19 protein-coding genes are annotated in these 20,241 nt (G+C 35.2%); 6 read left to right on the top strand and 13 right to left on the bottom strand.

The window, feature by feature from the left end; translation table 11 throughout:
• A complete protein-coding gene (locus ABF281_RS05915; protein WP_347180760.1) occupies nucleotides 1-1,173 on the top strand; it encodes a class I SAM-dependent methyltransferase in 1,173 nt (390 codons plus the stop codon).
• Here ABF281_RS05915 and bioA read toward each other — a convergent pair.
• The 6 genes from bioA to ABF281_RS05885 form a co-directional block, all read right to left on the bottom strand.
• Nucleotides 1,168-2,433 carry an adenosylmethionine--8-amino-7-oxononanoate transaminase gene (bioA, locus tag ABF281_RS05910; protein ID WP_347180759.1) on the bottom strand — a complete coding sequence of 422 codons (1,266 nt, stop codon included), beginning with the start codon at nucleotides 2,431-2,433 and terminating at the stop codon, nucleotides 1,168-1,170. The genes ABF281_RS05915 and bioA overlap by 6 nt on opposite strands.
• Nucleotides 2,420-3,046 carry a dethiobiotin synthase gene (gene bioD, locus ABF281_RS05905; RefSeq protein WP_347180758.1) on the bottom strand — a complete coding sequence of 209 codons (627 nt, stop codon included), beginning with the start codon at nucleotides 3,044-3,046 and terminating at the stop codon, nucleotides 2,420-2,422. Before bioD ends, bioA begins: the two co-directional genes overlap by 14 nt.
• A gap of 21 nt (nucleotides 3,047-3,067) precedes the next feature.
• On the bottom strand, nucleotides 3,068-4,207 hold the full coding sequence (locus tag ABF281_RS05900) for an aminotransferase class I/II-fold pyridoxal phosphate-dependent enzyme (RefSeq protein ID WP_347180757.1): 1,140 nt from the start codon (nucleotides 4,205-4,207) through the stop codon (nucleotides 3,068-3,070).
• Nucleotides 4,208-4,270: 63 nt separating this feature from the next.
• The gene (locus tag ABF281_RS05895; RefSeq protein WP_347180756.1) at nucleotides 4,271-4,564 is read right to left on the bottom strand and encodes a F0F1 ATP synthase subunit epsilon; all 294 of its coding nucleotides are present in this window, start codon (nucleotides 4,562-4,564) and stop codon (nucleotides 4,271-4,273) included.
• A 70-nt stretch (nucleotides 4,565-4,634) separates the two neighbouring features.
• Nucleotides 4,635-6,149, bottom strand: coding sequence for a F0F1 ATP synthase subunit beta (atpD, locus tag ABF281_RS05890; protein WP_347180755.1), 1,515 nt, complete (start codon nucleotides 6,147-6,149; stop codon nucleotides 4,635-4,637).
• A gap of 177 nt (nucleotides 6,150-6,326) precedes the next feature.
• Entirely contained in the window at nucleotides 6,327-9,101 is a 2,775-nt protein-coding gene (locus ABF281_RS05885) for a TonB-dependent receptor plug domain-containing protein (RefSeq protein ID WP_347180754.1), read from the bottom strand.
• A 132-nt stretch (nucleotides 9,102-9,233) separates the two neighbouring features.
• Here ABF281_RS05885 and ABF281_RS05880 point away from each other — a divergent pair, with 132 nt between their 5' ends.
• The 5 genes from ABF281_RS05880 (at nucleotide 9,234) to ABF281_RS05860 (ending at nucleotide 14,131) form a co-directional block, all read left to right on the top strand.
• Nucleotides 9,234-10,181 (top strand): bifunctional riboflavin kinase/FAD synthetase, encoded by a 948-nt coding sequence (locus tag ABF281_RS05880; protein ID WP_347180753.1) that lies wholly within the window; start codon nucleotides 9,234-9,236, stop codon nucleotides 10,179-10,181.
• A 64-nt stretch (nucleotides 10,182-10,245) separates the two neighbouring features.
• Nucleotides 10,246-11,520, top strand: a complete 1,275-nt coding sequence (gene serS / locus ABF281_RS05875) for a serine--tRNA ligase (protein ID WP_347180752.1) — start codon at nucleotides 10,246-10,248, stop codon at nucleotides 11,518-11,520.
• A 14-nt stretch (nucleotides 11,521-11,534) separates the two neighbouring features.
• Nucleotides 11,535-11,870: a hypothetical protein gene (locus ABF281_RS05870; protein WP_347180751.1), complete on the top strand. Its 336-nt coding sequence runs from the start codon at nucleotides 11,535-11,537 to the stop codon at nucleotides 11,868-11,870.
• 93 nt (nucleotides 11,871-11,963) lie between these two features.
• Entirely contained in the window at nucleotides 11,964-13,481 is a 1,518-nt protein-coding gene (locus ABF281_RS05865) for a SulP family inorganic anion transporter (protein ID WP_347180750.1), read from the top strand.
• Nucleotides 13,482-13,504: 23 nt separating this feature from the next.
• Nucleotides 13,505-14,131, top strand: coding sequence for a carbonic anhydrase (locus tag ABF281_RS05860; RefSeq protein WP_347180749.1), 627 nt, complete (start codon nucleotides 13,505-13,507; stop codon nucleotides 14,129-14,131).
• 49 nt (nucleotides 14,132-14,180) lie between these two features.
• Here the strand turns inward: ABF281_RS05860 and trpA are convergent, their stop codons facing one another.
• The 7 genes from trpA to ABF281_RS05825 form a co-directional block, all read right to left on the bottom strand.
• Nucleotides 14,181-14,948, bottom strand: coding sequence for a tryptophan synthase subunit alpha (trpA, locus tag ABF281_RS05855; protein WP_347180748.1), 768 nt, complete (start codon nucleotides 14,946-14,948; stop codon nucleotides 14,181-14,183).
• Between the two features lie 2 nt (nucleotides 14,949-14,950).
• Entirely contained in the window at nucleotides 14,951-16,144 is a 1,194-nt protein-coding gene (gene trpB / locus ABF281_RS05850; RefSeq protein ID WP_347180747.1) for a tryptophan synthase subunit beta, read from the bottom strand.
• Nucleotides 16,145-16,178: 34 nt separating this feature from the next.
• Entirely contained in the window at nucleotides 16,179-16,808 is a 630-nt protein-coding gene (locus ABF281_RS05845; RefSeq protein WP_347180746.1) for a phosphoribosylanthranilate isomerase, read from the bottom strand.
• 64 nt (nucleotides 16,809-16,872) lie between these two features.
• Nucleotides 16,873-17,655: an indole-3-glycerol phosphate synthase TrpC gene (trpC, locus tag ABF281_RS05840; protein ID WP_347180745.1), complete on the bottom strand. Its 783-nt coding sequence runs from the start codon at nucleotides 17,653-17,655 to the stop codon at nucleotides 16,873-16,875.
• 32 nt (nucleotides 17,656-17,687) lie between these two features.
• Nucleotides 17,688-18,677 carry an anthranilate phosphoribosyltransferase gene (trpD, locus tag ABF281_RS05835; RefSeq protein WP_347180744.1) on the bottom strand — a complete coding sequence of 330 codons (990 nt, stop codon included), beginning with the start codon at nucleotides 18,675-18,677 and terminating at the stop codon, nucleotides 17,688-17,690.
• Nucleotides 18,678-18,719: 42 nt separating this feature from the next.
• Nucleotides 18,720-19,310 carry an aminodeoxychorismate/anthranilate synthase component II gene (locus ABF281_RS05830; RefSeq protein ID WP_347180743.1) on the bottom strand — a complete coding sequence of 197 codons (591 nt, stop codon included), beginning with the start codon at nucleotides 19,308-19,310 and terminating at the stop codon, nucleotides 18,720-18,722.
• A 76-nt stretch (nucleotides 19,311-19,386) separates the two neighbouring features.
• A partial coding sequence (locus tag ABF281_RS05825) for an anthranilate synthase component I family protein (protein WP_347180742.1) occupies nucleotides 19,387-20,241 on the bottom strand: 855 nt, incomplete at its 5' end.

The raw sequence follows: 20,241 nt of genomic DNA, 5'->3' as shown, positions 1-20,241 counted from the left end.
TTGAACGAAATTATTCTACAGAAACAGGTTCAAGATTTTGTACAACACAATCTAAAATCAGATGTACACAAATTAGCACTGAAAGGGAGTCCTTTTAAGGATATCAATATACAGGAATTAATCGGTCAAATAGAAGCCAAAAGGAAATGTGAAAAAAAACTACCTAGTTGGTTTCATGCAAGTAACATTTACTATCCAAGCAAAATAAACATTGAACAAACATCGTCGGAGTTTACAGCACGGCATAAAAGTCACCTAATCAAAGGAGAGTCCATTATTGATCTTACTGGAGGATTTGGAGTAGATGATATTGCGTTTTCTAAACAGTTCAAAAAAGTTACACATTGTGAACTAAACGTAGGCCTATCAAAAATTGTTAGCCATAATTTAAAAGAATTGGGAGTTCATAATATTGATTTGGTTGAAGGAAATGGAATTGATTATGTTCTAAAAAATGACAACTGCTATGATTGGATATACATTGACCCTTCACGAAGAAACGACAAGAAAGGAAAAGTATTCATGTTAAAAGATTGTTTGCCAAACGTCCCGCAACATCTATTGGATTTGTTAAATAAAAGCAATCATATACTACTTAAAATTTCCCCTCTGATGGATATTACAAGCTGTATTCAAGAATTAGAATTTGTAAAAGAAATTCATATTATAGCTGTAGACAATGAGGTTAAAGAGATACTGGTTTTTATAGAAAAAGGTTACAATGGGGAAATCACAGTTAAAGCAACACATCTTTCAAAAAAAATTGAACCCTTTACTTTTAGCTATCAACAAGATTATAATTACACACTCTCCCCTCCTTTAAAATATTTATATGAACCCAACAGTGCCATTTTAAAATCCGGGGGATTTTCTGCTGTTGCACATCAGTACAAACTAGACAAATTGCACCAACACTCACATCTTTATACTTCCAATCAATACAAAGAGTTTCCAGGAAGGGCTTTTGAAATTTTGCACATCCTTCCTTACAACAAAAAGAAAATAACAAAACTGCTACCAAATAAAAAAGCAAACATAACGACACGTAATTTCAAAGAAACCGTAGCAATGATTCGCAAAAAAACTGGAATCAAAGAAGGAGGAGATGTTTATTTATTTTTCACTACTGATCTCAACAATCATCAAATTGTATTGTTCTGTAAAAAATTATAAGTCTTGTATATAAAGCATCATTTCACTGTAAATAAAGGACAATTCTTCACTTTTTATGACATAGGGTGGTACAATATAAAGCGTATTCCCTAAAGGCCTCAAAAAGATTCCTCTAGCCATAAAGTACTCAAAAATAGCATTCCTATCTTTTCCATAACGATCAATGTCTAAATCTAAATCTACTGCTAAAACCACGCCTAGAGTTCTAATTTCTTTTACTTTTGGGTGATCTTGTAGGCTTTTTGAAAACTGTTGATGCCCTTTTTGGATTCGTTGAATTCCTTGCTGAATTTCATCTGACTGCAACAAGTCTACACTAGCTTTTACCGCCGCACAGGCAATAGGGTTTGCTGAATAAGTATGCCCGTGAAAAAAACCTTTGCTAATATGATCCGCATAAAAAGCACTATAAATTTTTTCTGTACAGGTGGTTAGCCCCATGGCTACCATTCCCCCTGTTAAAGCTTTTGACAAGCATAATATATCTGGCTTATTTTCTAACCTGTCTGAAGCAAAATAAGTTCCTGTTTTCCCAAAACCAGTCATCACTTCATCAGCCACACAAATTACGTCATTTTGTTGAGCCAAGGCAATCATCTTATCCAAATGCACTGCCTTGTGCATTTGCATACAGTTTGCGCCTTGGATTAGAGGCTCAAAAACAAAACAGGCGACCTCACCTGAAACCATCATTTCTTCAAAAACTTTCAGAACCTCAAGGATATTTTCATCATTCGGAACAGGGATTCTATCTACACCAAAGACTACATCTTCAAATGGCCCGTTGTACACCTCAAGTCCTGATACTGACATAGCCCCAAAAGTATCTCCGTGAAAAGCATTTTCAAAAGCAATAATCCTTAATTTTTTCCTGTTTTGATTAAAATGATATTGTAAACTCATTTTAATAGCAATATCTACGGTCGTCGAGCCATTGTCCGAAAAAAATATTTTTTGTTGATTGTCTGGTAAAATTTTCATCAACTTTTCAGACATTTCAACTGCTGCTGGATGTGTAAAACCGGCAAAGACAACTTGATCCATTGTAGAAGCTTGATCAACCACATTCTTTACTATATGTGGATGACAATGCCCGTAAACAGATGTGTACCATGAAGAAATAGCATCTATGTACTTATTGCCTTCTTCATCGTATAAAAAAACACCCTCTGTCCTTACAATACCTAAATGCTCAGGAGTCATTTTGTGTTGAGTCAAAGGATGCCACAAATGTTTTTGGTCTCTTTTATTTAAGTTCATGTTCTAATTTTTCTTTGAATAAATCTGCATACTTCCTCACCACTACCTTATCTATTATTTCCTCTTGATCTACCCTGCCGATGACTTTGACTCCAGACATTTTCTTAATAATCTCCTCAGTTGTTGGGTGTTCATTTCCACTAAAAATCAAAACAGGCTCAAATCCTCTTCGCTTGATCAGTTCCAAAGTCAATAATGTATGATTGATACTTCCCAAATAATGTCTAGAAACCACGACCACCAGAGCTTCTTTGGGGATAATATCTAGAATTGTCTCATGGTGATTGACCGGTACTAAAACCCCTCCTGCACCTTCAATCACTATTCTGTTTTCGGTGGTTGGAACATTTAAGTTTGAAGTCTTTACTAGAACTCCATCGATATCAGCTGCGGCATGTGGACTCATTGGAGTTGTTAACCCATATGTTATCTCGTGAATATTAGTTTGGGAATTGGAAACCAAAGCCTTTACTCTATCAGCATCTGAAAACGACAATTCTCCAGCCTGAATAGGCTTCCAATAATCTGCTTTTAAAGCCTCTACACATATAGCTGAAACTAATGTTTTTCCGACCTCTGTTGAAATACCTGTGATGAAAATTTTTTTTGGCATAAGCTTATAGATTACAACGACTTAAATAAAAGTAGTTAATAAAAGAACTAAATCGTTAATTTGTTGTTTGGAATTGTGAGCATGAAGACAAATCCTCAATCGTTCTTGTCCCTTGGGAACTGTAGGAGACATAATTGGTTTTACCAAAAAACCTTTTTCTTGAATTTCTGAGGCTACTGTTTTAACGTGATCATTTCCTGAAATCATAAAACACTGAATGGCACTTGAACTATCAATAAAAAATTTAGATAAATTAGAGAATACCAATTGATTTTTAAAATGAGATATATTCTCTTTTAATAAATGACTAGCTTTCCCCTTACTCAATTCTACAAAGGCAGCTTTTATGGTTGCTACTGTATGCAATGGAATTGCTGTTGTATAGATAAAAGACCTTGAGAAATTAATCAAATAATCTCTCAACTCATTAGAACCAAAAACAATAGCTCCATGGCAACCTAATGCTTTTCCAAAGGTATTTATCCTAGCAAAAATCATAGAAGACAACCCTAATTCACAAACCAAACCCTCACCATGATCTCCAAATACACCGCCTGAATGAGCTTCATCAACAATTAAATAAACTTGATGTTTTTCACATAAAGATGCTATTTCTTGTAAAGGAGCGTTATCTCCATCCATAGAATACACAGCTTCAATCACCACATACATATTTCTATCCAGAGATTTAAAACGAATAATTTTAGTTTCTAAGTCAGTAATGTTATTGTGTTGGAACTTATAATTCTTGGCAGAACTTAGTCGAATACCGTCTCGTACCGACGCATGAATCAGTTCATCAAAAAGCAAAACATCGTTTTTCTGTAGAATTGCAGAAAACAAACCCAGGTTCGCATCATATCCAGAGTTGTATAACAGACCCGAATCTGCCTTATGGAATATTGCCAATTCTTGCTCTACTGACAAATGCAAATCGTGGGTTCCCGATATTAGCCTAGAACCTGTACTCCCATTTTGAACTTCATAAACTTGTAAAATATTAGAAGTTAACTCTGATATAGAAAGAGATTTTGCAAAGCCCAAATAATCATTTGAATAAAAATCTACAAGTGTGGGGTCTTCAACTTGTAAAAACCTAAAGGCATTATCTGCCTGTCTTATCTGAAGTTTCTGTTTTAATGATTGGGGAAATTCACGCATGATACAAAAATAAAAAACGCTATCTAGAATTAGATAGCGTTTTGTATTTATTTGATTGGAAAATTAATCTGCAAGGATAATCACCTTATTATCTTTCATTTCAATTGTTCCACTTTTGATCTTTAAAATTAGGACCTTGTCATCATCTGCATGAGATTCGATACCGCTTGCCAATTTATCCAAAGCTAAGTCTTCTTGGGTGTGAACGTTAATTTTAACTATCCCCTTTTCTAAAACAGAAACTATAGGGGCGTGATTATTCAACATCTGAAATTCTCCCTGTGCTCCAGGAACCGTAACTGAATCAACTGTTGAAGAAAACAAAACGGCTTCTGGTGATACTATTTCTAAATACATATTATTTTAGTTTTCAGTATGTAGCACCCAATAATAAAACCAATTGGATACTAGTGAACTAATTATTAGTTTATCCTTCCGCTAACATTTTTTCTCCAGCATCAATCGCATCTTGGATAGATCCTTTCAAGTTGAAAGCAGCTTCTGGGTATTTATCTAATTCTCCATTCATAATCATATTGAACCCTTTGATTGTATCTTTAACATCAACCAATACTCCAGGGATACCTGTAAATTGTTCAGCAACATGGAAAGGCTGAGACAAGAAACGTTGTGCTCTTCGTGCTCTGTGTACAACTAACTTATCTTCTTCCGATAATTCTTCCATTCCTAAAATAGCAATGATATCTTGTAACTCTTTATAGCGTTGTAGTAACTCTTTTACATTTTGTGCACAATCGTAATGCTCTTTTCCTAAAATATCAGCTGTAAGAATCCTAGAAGTTGAATCCAATGGATCAACCGCTGGGTAGATTCCCAATTCAGCAATCTTACGAGATAATACAGTTGTTGCATCTAAGTGAGCAAATGTAGTCGCCGGTGCAGGGTCAGTTAAATCATCCGCAGGTACATAAACCGCTTGTACAGAAGTAATAGAACCCGTTTTAGTAGAAGTAATTCGCTCTTGCATCGCACCCATTTCAGTTGCTAATGTTGGTTGGTACCCTACTGCTGATGGCATACGTCCTAACAATGCAGAAACCTCAGAACCCGCTTGTGTAAAACGGAAAATATTATCAACGAAGAATAGAACATCCTTACCATGACCTTCACCTTGTCCAGCTCCGTCACGGAAGTATTCAGCGATAGTCAAACCAGACAAAGCTACACGAGCACGTGCACCTGGTGGCTCATTCATCTGCCCGAACACAAATGTTACTTTTGATTCTTTCATTTTCTCTTGATCGATCTTTTCAAGATCCCAACCCCCTTGCTCCATTGAATGCTCAAATGCTTCTCCGTAAGAGATAATTCCAGCTTCAATCATTTCTCGCATTAGGTCGTTTCCTTCACGAGTTCTTTCTCCAACTCCAGCAAACACAGATAAACCACCATGACCTTTTGCGATGTTGTTAATCAACTCTTGAATCAATACAGTTTTACCAACTCCAGCACCTCCAAACAAACCAATCTTACCTCCTTTTGCATAAGGTTCAATTAAGTCAATAACTTTGATACCAGTAAATAAAACTTCTGTTGAAACAGATAAATCTTCAAATTTAGGTGCCGAACGGTGAATAGGCAAACCATGCTCTCCATCTGTTGGCAATACTGGCAAACCATCAATAGGCTCACCACTTACGTTAAATAAACGCCCATATATATTGTCTCCAACAGGTACTTTAATCGGCACTCCTGTTACCACTACTTCTTGTCCTCTTGACAATCCATCAGAAGAATCCATTGCAATACATCTTACTGTACCCTCTCCTATATGCTGTTCTACTTCTAAGACCAAAGTAGCGCCGTTAGATCTATTGATCAATAAAGAATCGTAAATTTTTGGAAGCTCAGTCCCAGTTTCGAAAGCAACATCAATTACTGGTCCAATAATTTGTGCGATTTTTCCTGTTGTTTTAGACATTTTTATACTATTAAAAGAATTTAATTTCTAGTTATATCTCAATTCAAATTGTTTGAATTAATCGAGTGCAAAGATAATTTTTTTATCAATGCCTACAACTCATTTTATAAAAAAATAGAGGTCTTTTTTAATTATCATTTAAATTGCTTTCGCAATTTAAATGATAATTAACATTCTCTAGAACGTATAAGTCCATGATCCATAGAATTGAGAACCAATTGTACCTGCTCCTGGGGCAGCTTCATACTCCTCTCCTAAGATATTGGCTCCACCAATCTTGAGGCTTGAATTCCAATTTTTAATGTCATACATCACTTGAACATCTAGCAGTGTTCTTGCCTCAATATTTCCATCAACAAATGTGGATTCCCAATAGTAAGCATCCTGCCATCGAGCATTAAGACCGAATCCCAATCCTTTGTAAACATCAGTATTTCCAAAAGAAAATTTTACCTTGTGTTCTGGTGTATTAAAACTAGTTTCAAAATCTGGATCTTGAGACTGATCAAAATCTTGCTTTGCATAACTATAGTTTACACCAAAGTCATAATCTCCAAATATTTTTGATTCTAACCCAAGGTTTAACCCATAAGAAGCTATGTTGGCATCCGTATTAGTATAAACTCTAGCAGCAGTATAATCCGCATTAGCAATGGCTATGATTGCGTTTGGCATTTGTGCAACTGGATGTATATCTGATAGGTTATTTTCACCATAATTTGGAGTTACAACTGTTTTTACAGAAATAAAATCTGTGTACTGATTGTAATAACCACTCAAATCCACAATTGTTTTTTTCCCAATCTTACCTCTATATCCAACTTCATAAGAAGTAACCTGCTCTGGCTTAACCAATTTTGTGTCTGCAGCCTTTAAATCTAGAGGGTTTTGGGTTTGAGAAAACTTCTGCAAAGAGTTCAATGTAAATGAATTTTCATAGGCTAGAGTACCTGTGAAATTTGCAGTTGCTCCAAGACCAAGGGCTTGTGCTGTTGGACTGTTTTGTACTTGGAGTTGATAACGCTCTAAATTATCAGGAGCAGAACCAATTAATATAGCATTCCCCAAATTCAACCCAATATACTGATCTTGAGTCGTTGGATTTCTAAATCCTGTTTGAAAAGAAGCTCTAAAATTATGTTTCTTCTGCTCATCTGGACTAAAAGTAACCGATAATCGAGGGGAAAAGTTTCCATCAAAATTTTGTGCTTTATCATAACGAATCGACCCCGTTAATTTCAATCGGTCTTGCAATAGTTTTTTCTGTAATTGCGTGTAAATTCCAAATTCATCATAAGAAATGGTTCCATCAGAGGGATCCGTAAAAATAGTACCGTCAGAATTCAATACATATCTTCTTGCAGAACCTCCAACTTGAACTTCAGCAAATTCAATCAATTCATGGAAATTATAATTAATATCTGTATGATACAATCTGGATGCATCTACAAACTTAGCTCCTGAGGTTAAATCTGGATCAGAAATTACTTGATCAAAAGCAGCAGCAAACGCTGGGCTACCTGGAATAAACATATCTCTATCTGCAAAAGCTCTTGCTGAACGATCATTTCCTGGAGTAACTCCTGGCACAAGACCTGCAAAAGCACCTCCATATTCTGTAAACCAAGTAGTATTGTCTTTACTCACATTGTTGACGTTAATTCCTGCAAATCGGATGTCATATGAATCTCCAGCATCCTCAGCAGTCACATAAGTTCGTAACATTAAATGCTTAGATTGCAACTCTAATTTATGTTGGTGCATTACAAAATTTCTCATTGCATACCTACTAGCACCTTGATAAATCGTATTCCCAGTTCCAAACTTACTGCTGTAAACAATTTCAGTATCATCATCACCCTTAAATGGTCTCCAATGCATTGATAATGATGCTCTAAAACTATCGGTATCAGGATTGATCAAACTTTGCTCACTGTATCCTGTCCTTGAAACCATACCAATTCCTGGTAATTCAGTACTCACCTCATCTCCATATACATTCATACCATTGTAGTCTAATGTACCTTCTCTAGATCCATTAATTATTTTTCCATCACTATCGATATTTCTAGAATCTGTTGCAAACCAATCTGTAGCTTTTAACAAGGAAGTCGTGAACTTCACAGCAAATTGATCAGTTATTTTTTTAGCGACTCTTACTCCCACATCAACAAATTCATTGGTCCCAGCATTTTCAGAAGAGGTAACTCCTGCTTTACCATAAACACTAACTCCTTCTTGGCTGAAAGGGCTTTTGCTACGCATAAATAAAATTCCATTAAACGCATTTGCACCATACAACGCAGAAGAAGCTCCAGGCAATAACTCTACAGATTGCACATCTAACTCATTCAACCCTATTAAATTACCTAATGGAAAATTCAATCCTGGTGATGAGTTGTCCATCCCATCAACGAGTTGAACAAAACGAGTATTTGCAAAAGAGGCAAAACCACGTGTATTGATAGACTTAAATGTCAAACTACTGGTGTTTACATCAACCCCTTTTAAGTTCTCTAAACCATCGTAAAAAGTAGCTGCGGTCGTATTCTCAATCTGCTTGGTTCCTATACGCTCAATTGATACTGGAGATTCAAAAACACTTTCTGGTGTTCTTGACGCAGAAATCACAATAGCATCTAAACTAGTGAACTCTTCTTTTAACTTAACGATGACCTTTTCCTCTTGGCGGGTTACGATATACTTAAAATCTTCAAACCCCATCGCACTCACCATAATTTCAACTGGAAGTTTTGTTTTTGTATCCAATACAAAATTTCCCTTCATATCTGTCATGACAAATTCAGAAGACCCAACCACGGTTATCGTTGCGGTTAATATTGGTTTTTCGTTTTGATTTTCTATGACAACCCCTTCTACATGGATCGTTTGCTGTGCATAAAAGCTAACGCTAAAAAGCATCAAAAAATAGAATAAATAGTTTGTTTTCATAATAGTTATAGTTTTTTACGGCGGTAAATTACAAAAAATAAAATATTTATTTTTTTTGAGACTCTTAATATTCTTTTCTACCGTGTTAATTTTAAAATAGTATTCTTAAATTTGCCGATAAATATTTCGAATTTGCAAGTAATTCACAACTATCGACAATTTCCAAAAAACATCAACACAGTTGTTACTATAGGAACTTTTGACGGTGTACATATAGGACATAGAGAGATTCTAGATCAACTCATTTCTGAATCTAAAGAGAAGAATCTCAAGTCTGTGTTGCTTTCCTTTTTTCCTCATCCTAGAATGGTGATTCAAGCTGATAATGCGATCAAACTTATCAATACAATTGAAGAACGAATAGAGATTTTATCCAAAACAGAATTAGACTACTTGGTCATACATCCCTTTGACAAAGAATTCTCCAATTTAAGTGCATTCGACTTTGTAAGAGATGTCTTGATCCATCAATTAAATGTTAAAACCCTTGTGATTGGTTATGACCACCGATTTGGTAAAAATAGAGAAGGAGATTTTGAACAATTAAAAGAATACAGTCACACTTTCGAATTTGACATCAAAGAGATAAAAGCTCAAGATATTAATAATGTTGCCGTCAGTTCTACGAAAATAAGAAATGCTCTAAAGTCAGGGGACCCAGAAACGGCACATGAATTTTTAACCGTTCCTTATTTTATACAAGGGACAGTCGTCAAAGGCAAACAATTGGGAAGCACAATAGGCTTTCCTACAGCAAATATCGAGATCTCACAAGCTTATAAACTAATTCCAAAAAATGGTGCCTACGCAATCAAAGCAACACACGAAAGCAATCACTACCAGGGAATGCTGAATATTGGGAATAGACCCACAGTAAATGGAAAAGACAAAACGATTGAAGTCCACCTTTTTGATTTTGACAATGATATCTATGGAGAGGTGCTAAAAATTGAATTTTTACATTTTTTAAGAGCGGAAGAAAAATTTGATTCGATCAACGCACTTCAAAAACAACTAGAAAAAGACAAGGCAGACACCCTTAGTCTGTTAGCATCTATATCACCCAACCAAACATCTTAAACCGTAGATTATGACTGTAGTTTTAATGGAAAGTTTAACTTTGTTCTAAATATTAAATATCGGTATGTTACAAATCCCTTTTATCAGAGAAAACAAAGAATATGTCTTGGCAGGTTTAGCCAAACGTAGCTATAAAAACGCAGAAGCTATTATAGATAAAGTGCTTGCTACTGATGAGTTAAAAAGAAGTATACAAGTCAAACTAGATACTACATTGGCAGAGTCTAATTTTCTAAACAAAGAAATCGGATCACTTTACAAATCTGGTGAAGCGCAAAAAGCAAACGTCCTAAAAGAAAAATCTGCGCAGTTAAAAGTTAGCGCTAAAGAACTTCAAGAACAATTCAACAAAACTGAAGACACCCTTTTGGATCTTTTATACACCATCCCTAACATCCCCAACACGAGGGTTCCCTCAGGATCTTCTGAAGAAGACAACGAAACTGTTTTTGAAGAAGGTGAAAGCCCATCTCTTCATAAAAACGCGCTACCTCATTGGGAACTGGCAAAAAAATACAATCTGATTGACTTTGAATTAGGAAACAAAATAACTGGAGCTGGTTTTCCTGTTTACAGAGGGAAAGGTGCCAGACTACAACGAGCTTTAATCAACTATTTTCTTGATAAAAATACTGCTGCAGGATACGAGGAAACTCAAGTCCCACATCTTGTAAACGAAGCCTCTGGAATGGGTACTGGACAACTCCCTGATAAGGAAGGGCAAATGTATCATGCAACTATTGATGATTTATATCTTATTCCGACTGGGGAAATACCCTTGACAAATATTTTTAGAGACGAACTTTTAAAGGAAGAAATGTTTCCGATCTGCTTAACAGGATACACTCCCTGTTTTAGAAGAGAAGCAGGATCTTATGGAGCTCATGTCCGTGGCTTGAACAGGTTACACCAATTTGACAAAGTAGAAATTGTTAGAATAGAACATCCTGAAAAATCTTCAGAAGCATTGGAAGGTATGGTAGACCATGTAAAAGAAATTTTAAAAGAATTAAACCTACCATATCGCGTTGTAAATTTATGTGGAGGTGATTTAGGTTTTACCGCTTGTCTAACCTACGATTTTGAGGTTTTTTCTGCTGCACAAGACCGATGGTTAGAAGTCAGTTCTGTATCCAATTTTGAAACATTCCAAGCAAATAGGCTAAAACTTCGTTACAAAAACAAAGAAGGTAAAAGTCAACTGGCACATACTTTAAATGGTAGTTCTTTAGCATTGCCTAGAGTTTTAGCTGCTATATTAGAGAACAATCAAACCGAAGATGGAATTAAAATACCTGAGATTTTAAGATCTTATACAGGATTTGATTATATTAGATAAAATTTTTGAAAAAGATGCAAAATACTACCAAAATAAAACCTTACTATGTTTTAGTGATGATCACTATGGTTTTTTGTATGGTATTTACTCCTTGTATTAAAATATCTCTCCCCCTAACAGATACAGAAAAAAAGGCTTCACTAGAACCACATGAGGAAAAAGCAGACGAAAAAGAAATAAGTATTGAAGCTGAATTGTTTGCAAAAAACAACCATACTGAAGAACAATACTCAGAAAATCTAAACCATATACGATTCAACTATTTTTGTTACACACCTTTAAAAATATCGTTCCCTTATTCTAAGCCTCACACCCCTCCTCCAGAGCTTTCTAGACGAACTAAAATATAAACCTATAACAACTAATCAATCTAAGCGATACCTAAACAACATATGTGTATCTAATCGTTAACGCTTAAATATTTAATTTTCAAAAAACACCAAATGAGCTTACTAAATTTCAAAAAAAACATCTCAAAAGATTTCCCCGCAAGTATTGTTGTATTTCTAGTTGCACTTCCACTTTGTTTAGGAATTGCACTAGCATCGGGCGCCCCTTTATACTCAGGACTAATTAGTGGTATTATTGGTGGTATTGTTGTGGGTAGTATCAGTAAATCTGCATTAGGCGTCAGCGGTCCAGCTGCAGGTTTGGCTGTCATTGTATTGAACGCAATTTCGGACTTAGGAAGTTTTGAGATTTTTTTAGTTAGTGTGATTATTGCTGGATTGATTCAGCTGATCATGGGGGTTTTAAAAGCAGGGATTGTTGCTTATTATTTCCCTTCTTCGGTTATCAAGGGAATGCTAGCAGGTATTGGAATACTAATTTTTTACAAACAAATACCGAATGCTTTGGGAACTTCAGATTTTGAAGGCATCACAAATGGTATCACAATAAACATAGCCATCATTACGGCTATATCTTTGGGAATACTCCTCCTATGGCAAACTAAATTTATTCAAAAGATTGGTTTTTTGGCTATCCTTCCAGGAGCCTTACTAGCTGTTACAACAGGGGTATTGTTACAGCTTTTTGTCTTTCCAATTGGTGATGAATTTCTGGTGAAAATTCCTTCGGCTAGCTCTACTCAAGAATTCCTAAATAATTTTACATTTCCCAATTTTAAAGATGGATTAACTTCAATAGCCGTATACAAAACAGCTATTGTGATTGCTATAGTTGCAAGCCTAGAAACATTGCTTTGCGTTGAGGCCTCAGACAAACAAGACCCTAAAAAAAGAATCACTCCTACCAACAGAGAGCTAATTGCACAGGGTATTGGAAACATGTGTGCAGGTTTTATTGGTGGCCTACCCGTAACACAAGTAATTGTTCGTAGTTCTGCGAATCAACAAGCAGGTGGACAGACTAGAACCTCAACTATATTCCATGGGATATTGTTGCTTATTAGTATCATATTAATCCCATCGCTACTAAATAAAATACCCTTAGCAACTTTAGCCGCCATTCTATTAATCGTGGGGTATAAGCTTGCAAATCCTACTACTTTTAAAAAAATGTATCAAGAAGGACTCGACCAATTTGTGCCTTTTATCATTACTATCTCAGGAATTGTGTTTACAGATTTATTGATAGGTATTGGGCTTGGTATTGTTGTTGCTATATTTATCATCTTAAGAAACAACTATAAGGTTCCTTATTTTTTAAAACACTCTAACGAAAATGAGAAAGGAACTTATAGTATTGAATTGTCAGAAGATGTTACTTTTTTAAACAAAGCTTCTGTCTTAAACATTTTAGACAAAATACCGGCAAAGAGCGTCGTTAGTATTGATGGTACTAAAACTCAATTCATACACCGCGACATTATCGAAATAATTGAGGACTTTGCTATCAAAGCAGAGGTTAATGAAATCGAATTGACTCTAATAAATCTTGACATAAACTTACATAAAAAAGACAAACCATTGTCCCATATCAAAATTATTAAGTCTTAGACAAACAACTTAAAACATGCCTTATGGAAATTAACAATATATTTAACAATAATTATCTCTGGGCAAATGAAAAATTAACTGTTGATTCATCATATTTTTCAAATTTATCCAAAGGACAAAGTCCTGAAATATTATACATAGGATGTTCTGATAGTAGAGTTGCTGCTGAAGAATTAATGGGTTTGGGACCCGGAGAGGTATTTGTTCATAGAAACATTGCCAACATGGTCCCAAATACAGATTTAAGTGCTCTTTCTGTGATTGACTATGCATTGACTCACTTAAAAGTAAACCACATTGTGGTTTGTGGTCATTATTACTGTGGAGGTGTAAAAGCAGCAATGCAACCCAATGATTTAGGAATTCTAAACCCTTGGCTACGCAACATAAGAGATGTTTATCGAACGCATCAAGAAGAACTAGATGCCATAGAGGATGAAGATGAAAAATACAATAGATTGATTGAATTAAACGTACAAGAACAATGTATAAATGTCATCAAAACCCCTCAATATCAAAAAGCTTTTTCAGATCGAAAGGTAGCTGTCCACGGCTGGGTATTTGATATTAACTCCGGAAAATTAATAAATCTTAAAATTAATTTTAAAGAAAAACTAAAAGACATTCAAGAGATCTATAAAATCTCATAACAAAAAAAGAGGCTATGAATATAGCCTCTTTTTTTTGTATGCAACACCATTAAGCTATAATCTCTTTCACAAAACGATCAATAGATTCAACTCCATTGCTGCTTAAAAACTTAACAAAGGCAGATCCTATTATCGCTCCATCTACATGGTCACAAACCGTATCAAATGTTTCTTTACTTGAAATCCCAAAGCCTGCAATGAGCTTACTTTTTAATTTGTACGATTTAATTCTATTGAAATAATCTATCTGAGCCTGAGAAATATCTCCTTTTGCCCCTGTTATGGAAGAAGAAGCTACCACATATATAAAAGCATCAGTCATCTCATCAATTTTCTTTATACGCGCTTCGGAAGTTTGTGGAGTGATCAAAAAGATGTTTGTGATTCCGTATTTGGCAAACATACTTTTATAGATTCTTTCATACTCAATCATTGGCATATCAGGTAAAATCAAAGTTTCTATTCCAACAGCATTACATTTTTGGCAGAATTTTTCACCTCCATAACGCAACATTTGATTTAAATAACCCATCCCTACTAATGGTATATTTATCTGCTCTTTAATCTCCTCTAGTTGAGTAAAAATAAGATCTAAATTGATTCCATTTTCTAGAGCAACCGAGCTACTCTCTTGTATGGTAGGCCCATCTGCCATAGGATCTGAATATGGAAAACCTACCTCTAAAAAATCTACACCTGCAGCTTCTAAATTTTTCACAACTACACCCGTATCATTTAATTTAGGATATCCAGATGTAAAATACACAGAACACAATCTGTTTTTTTTCTCTTGTAATAATGTGATTAGTTTACTCATAATTATTGATCTCTATCTTCTAAAAATTTGATATACATTTCCAAGTCTTTATCTCCTCTTCCTGATAAATTGATGACGATTACCTCATCTTTTTGAATATTCAATTGTTCTAAAACAGCCAAGGCATGAGAAGTTTCTAAAGCTGGAATTATTCCTTCTAATTCTGTCAATTCAAAAGCAGCATCTAATGCTTCTTGATCGGTTGCATTTAAAAACGTTGCTCTCCCACTTTCAAATAAATTAGCATGAATGGGTCCAACACCAGGGTAATCTAATCCCGCAGAAATAGAATAGGGCTCTGTAATTTGTCCAAATTCATCTTGCATCAAAATGGTTTTTGCACCATGTATGACTCCTACTTGTCCTAGCTGTGAAGTTGCAGCACTTTCCCCTGTATCTACTCCTAGACCAGCAGCCTCAACAGCGATCAATCTTACCTCCTCCTCGTCTAAAAAGTGGTAAAATGAACCTGCAGCATTAGAACCTCCACCAACACATGCTATAATTGCATCTGGATTCTCTTTTCCTGTCTGCTCTTTTAACTGCCATTTGATCTCTTCTGAAATGATCGCTTGCAAACGAGCAACCATGTCTGGATAGGGATGTGGTCCAACCACAGAACCAATCAAATAATAAGTTTCCTCAGGATTTTGAATCCAATCACGAATCGCTTCATTTGTTGCATCCTTCAGGGTTTTAGAACCACTTTTTGCTGAGACCACTGTAGCGCCTAACATTTTCATACGAGCAACATTTGGAGCTTGTCGTTTGATATCCACCTCTCCCATGAACACAATACACTCTAACTTCATCAGGGCACAAACTGTAGCAGTAGCTACTCCATGTTGTCCTGCACCTGTCTCGGCAATGATTCTTTTTTTACCTAGTTTTTTTGCTATTAGTATTTGACCAATAGTATTGTTTACCTTATGCGCACCAGTGTGGTTTAAATCTTCTCTTTTCAAATAAATATGCCCTCCATATTTAGCCGATAAATTTGGAGCTAGATAAAGAGGTGTAGGCCTACCTACATACTGTTTCAACAAATACAAATATTCCTTTTGAAACTCATCAGATTGAATAATTTTCAAATAATTATCTTCTAACTCTTTCACGTTAGGATATAACAATTCCGGAATATAAGCTCCTCCAAATTGTCCATAATACCCTTTTTCGTCTACATTAAATTTTGACATATTCATTGTTTTTATCGTCTGCCTATGTTTTAGACTATACTGAAATCCCTTTTACTTCTTTAAAAAACTGCCGCAATAAAACCATGTCTTTCACAGCTGGCTCTTTTTCAAATTTACTATTGATATCTAAAGCATAAATAGGCAAACCTGTGCTCATGATTTCTTTAACTTTTTCTATTTGATCAACTCCTATACCTCCACTTAAGATAAAAGGCTTTGTTGAAGGATATTTTTTTAACACCGACCAATCAAACGTGTATCCGTTTCCTCCCTTATCTTTACCTTTAGTATCAAATAAAAAGCAATGTACAAAAGGCTCATAATCTTTCAATACTGAAAAATCGAACTCGTCTTTAATTGAAAAGACTTTAAATAATTCAATATCTAGATCATGACTACTTAATTCTTTACAATAGGCAACAGATTCTGATCCGTGTAATTGGATAGCTTTGAATCCATACTGATGAACTTTTTGTAATACCTCATCGATCGAAGCGTTTACAAAGACACCAGTTTTCTTGATATTTTGATTTAACACTGGAATTTCCCCTTCAAAATGTCTTAGAGATTTTTCATAAAAAATAAAACCCATGTAGTCTGGCTGCAAACCTGCAACAGCTTTTAAATTCTCACTGAATTTCATTCCACAAACTTTAATTTTCATTTTCTTTATTTTTTTTGTGTTTAATACCGCTTTAACATCAAAAAATCAAACCTTCAGCATTGCTTTACATTTGTCCAACAAATGCCTTACAGGCTTCACCCGGATGCTCTGTTTTCATAAAATTCTCTCCAATTAGGAATCCTTGAAAACCATGCTGTTTTAATCCCATGATAATTTTAGGGTCGCTAATCCCACTTTCAGAAACCTTTATGCAGTTGTCTGGAATTTTGGACGCCAATTCTATAGAATGCTCTAAATCTACTTCAAAAGTTTTTAGGTTTCTGTTGTTAATCCCAATGATTTTATCATGAGCATCAATTTTATCTAATTCCTCTTGGGTATGGATTTCATAAAGCACATCCATTCCTAAATCTGTTGCTAATTGACCATATTTTTTTAATTCATCCTTAGTTAAATAAGCAGCAATCAATAGGACAACATCTGCACCTATTGCTTTCGCTTCTACAATCTGAAAACCATCTACGATAAAATCTTTCCTTAAAATTGGTTTTACTTCATTGACACTCCTTGCTTTCATTACATCCACCATGGTGCCTCCAAAAAAATGTGTATCCGTCAGAATTGATTGAGCAGCAACATTTGCATCCAAATAACCATTCGTTACCTCTATAATATCCGCTTTATCATTGATGACTCCTTTGGAAGGAGACTGCCTTTTGAACTCAGCTATTATTCCTGTTGATCCAATTTCTAACAAAGACTTTTTCAACGATATGGGTGTTCTTTTAAAATTTGGACTTGCCACCAGTTTCTGAACACTTACTTCACTCTTAACCTTAGAAACTTCCTTTTTTTTATAAGCTACTATTTTATCTAAAATTGTCATTTTATTCCTGCTTTTAGCGGTTGAACACTATTTTATAATTCAATCAATGTTTTTAAACTTTGTTTTGCTTTCCCTCCCAATAAAGAATCTTTTGCTAGAGCAAACGACTCTTTGAATGATTTTTTATCATCAAAAGTCATCAAAGCATAAGCCGCGTTTGTCAACACTACATCATTCTGAGCTTCGCTTCCATTTCCATCTATAATACTTGTAAAAATCTTAGCTGCTTCTGGAACACTATCCCCTCCAAAAATTGCAGTGGGATTGATAGAATTAATACCTATTTCTTGTGGTTTCACTACTCTTTCTAACGCCTTAGTATAAATTTTAAAATCTCCTGTTAAAGAAATTTCATCATATCCGTCTAAGGCATGAACAACTGTAAAATTATCAGTGTTTTTCGTCAGTATTTCTCTATATAATCTACCCACATACAAGTCAAAAACTCCTACCATTTGATTCCTTGGTGTGCTTGGATTAACCAAAGGACCTAACATGTTGAAAAAAGTTTTCATTCCTAATTCTTTCCTCACTGGACCAACTGCAGCCATGGCTGGATGAAACAAAGGGGCGTGCAAGAAACAAATATTGGATTTGTCTATCTGATGTTTTAAAACACTTTCATCATTCGTAAACTTATACCCTAAATACTCTAACATATTTGACGAACCTGAAGCCGAAGAAACTCCATAGTTTCCATGCTTAGCTACTTTATTTCCAGTACCTGCTACAACAAAAGATGTCAATGTAGAAATGTTAAATGTATTTTTTCCATCACCCCCAGTACCGCACAAGTCAATGGTATTGAAGTCCGACAAATCTATTTTAATGGCCAACGACATCAAAGCCTCTCTAAAACCAGAAAGCTCATCCACGGTGATAGGCCTCATCATAAATACAGTCAAAAATGCAGCAATTTGTGAGTTATTAAACTCTTTATTGGCAATTCTAATTAAAATTTCTCTCGCTTCTAGCTGACTTAACTTCTCGTATTCGAAGAGTCTTGATAGTAATTCTTTCATATTATTACTCTATTAATCGTTGATGATTTATCCACCCAACTATTACTGATCCATTTCTCTTTTTACATTTTTTATAAACGCTCTCACCATCGCCTCACCATCAGGAGTTAATATTGACTCTGGGTGAAATTGAACAGCACTTATATTATATTTTTCGTGCTCAACAGCCATTACTCCTCCATCTTCATCTACGCATGTAATCTTTAATTCTTTTGGCATTTTATCCTGGTTTGCAATCCAAGAATGATAGCGTGCAGCATTAAAAGTCTGTGGCAATTGTTTGAAAATAATTGCGTTATTGTCTACTACTTTCATTTCTGTTGCCACGCCGTGAAACACATCATCCATATTGATAATTTCTCCTCCAAAAACTTCTGTAATTGCTTGTAGACCTAAGCAGACCCCAAAAATAGGCTTCTTACCTGCATACCTAGCTACAACCTCTTTTAGAATTCCTGCCTCGTCAGGAATTCCTGGTCCTGGAGACAACATAATAAGATCATAAGTCCCTACTAGGTCTAATGGAATTTCATCATTTCTAAACACATCTGGTATTTCTCCAGTAATCTCCTCAACCATATGAACCAAATTATAGGTAAAAGAATCGTAGTTATCTAATATTAAAATTTTCATACTTATTTGTATTTGGTAAATAGTAGTTCATAACCCAATACTCTCCATCAGAGACGAACTACCAAATACGTTGTAACTATATTTTCTCTGCCAACACCAAAGCTTTCTTTAATGCCGCTAACTTATTGTTTACTTCTTGCAATTCTCCCTCTTCCGTAGAACCTGTTACAATTCCTGCTCCAGCTTGATAATATAAAGTGTTATTTTTACTCACAAAAGAACGAATACCGATGGCTAAGTTTACCTCACCAGTCAATCCAATGACTCCTACTGCTCCGCCATAAAAACCCCTACTCTGCGTTTCATATTTGTCTATCAATTGCATGGCCTTATATTTTGGCGCTCCACTTAGTGTTCCTGCTGGAAAAGTATCTCCTACAATTTTTAATGGACTCCCTTTTATTTTACCCTCTACAGTAGAAACTAAGTGAATTACATGACTAAAATATTGAACTTCTTTAAATACCTCTACCGTCACTTGATCTGCATGTTTACTTAAATCGTTACGAGCCAAATCTACTAACATTACATGTTCTGCTGTTTCTTTTTTATCCTTAGATAATTTTTCTCCTAAAGCATGATCTTCCTTTATACTTCCAGTTCTTCGAAAAGTTCCTGCAATAGGATTGATTGTTGCTTTTCCTTTTTGAACTTTTATTTGGGCTTCGGGAGAAGAGCCCATCAAGCGAAAATTTCCGTAGTCAAAATAAAACAAATAAGGGGAAGGGTTGATGGAACGTAATGCTCTGTACAAATTAAAATCATCCCCCTTGTACTTTTGCTGAAATTGTCTAGACAGTACAATCTGAAACACATCTCCTCGTTTACAATGTGCTTTCCCTTTTCTTACATATTCTTTGAATTCTTCATCTGTACAGCTAGAAGTCTCACCAGCACTATCATATGAAAAACCTTGTGTTTGATAGGTCGG

Source organism: Wenyingzhuangia sp., assembly GCF_039768515.1.
Classification (GTDB): Bacteria; Bacteroidota; Bacteroidia; order Flavobacteriales; family Flavobacteriaceae; genus Wenyingzhuangia.
The sequence above is the reverse complement of the archived record's forward strand: the minus strand, read 5'-3'. Positions and strand labels throughout refer to the sequence as shown.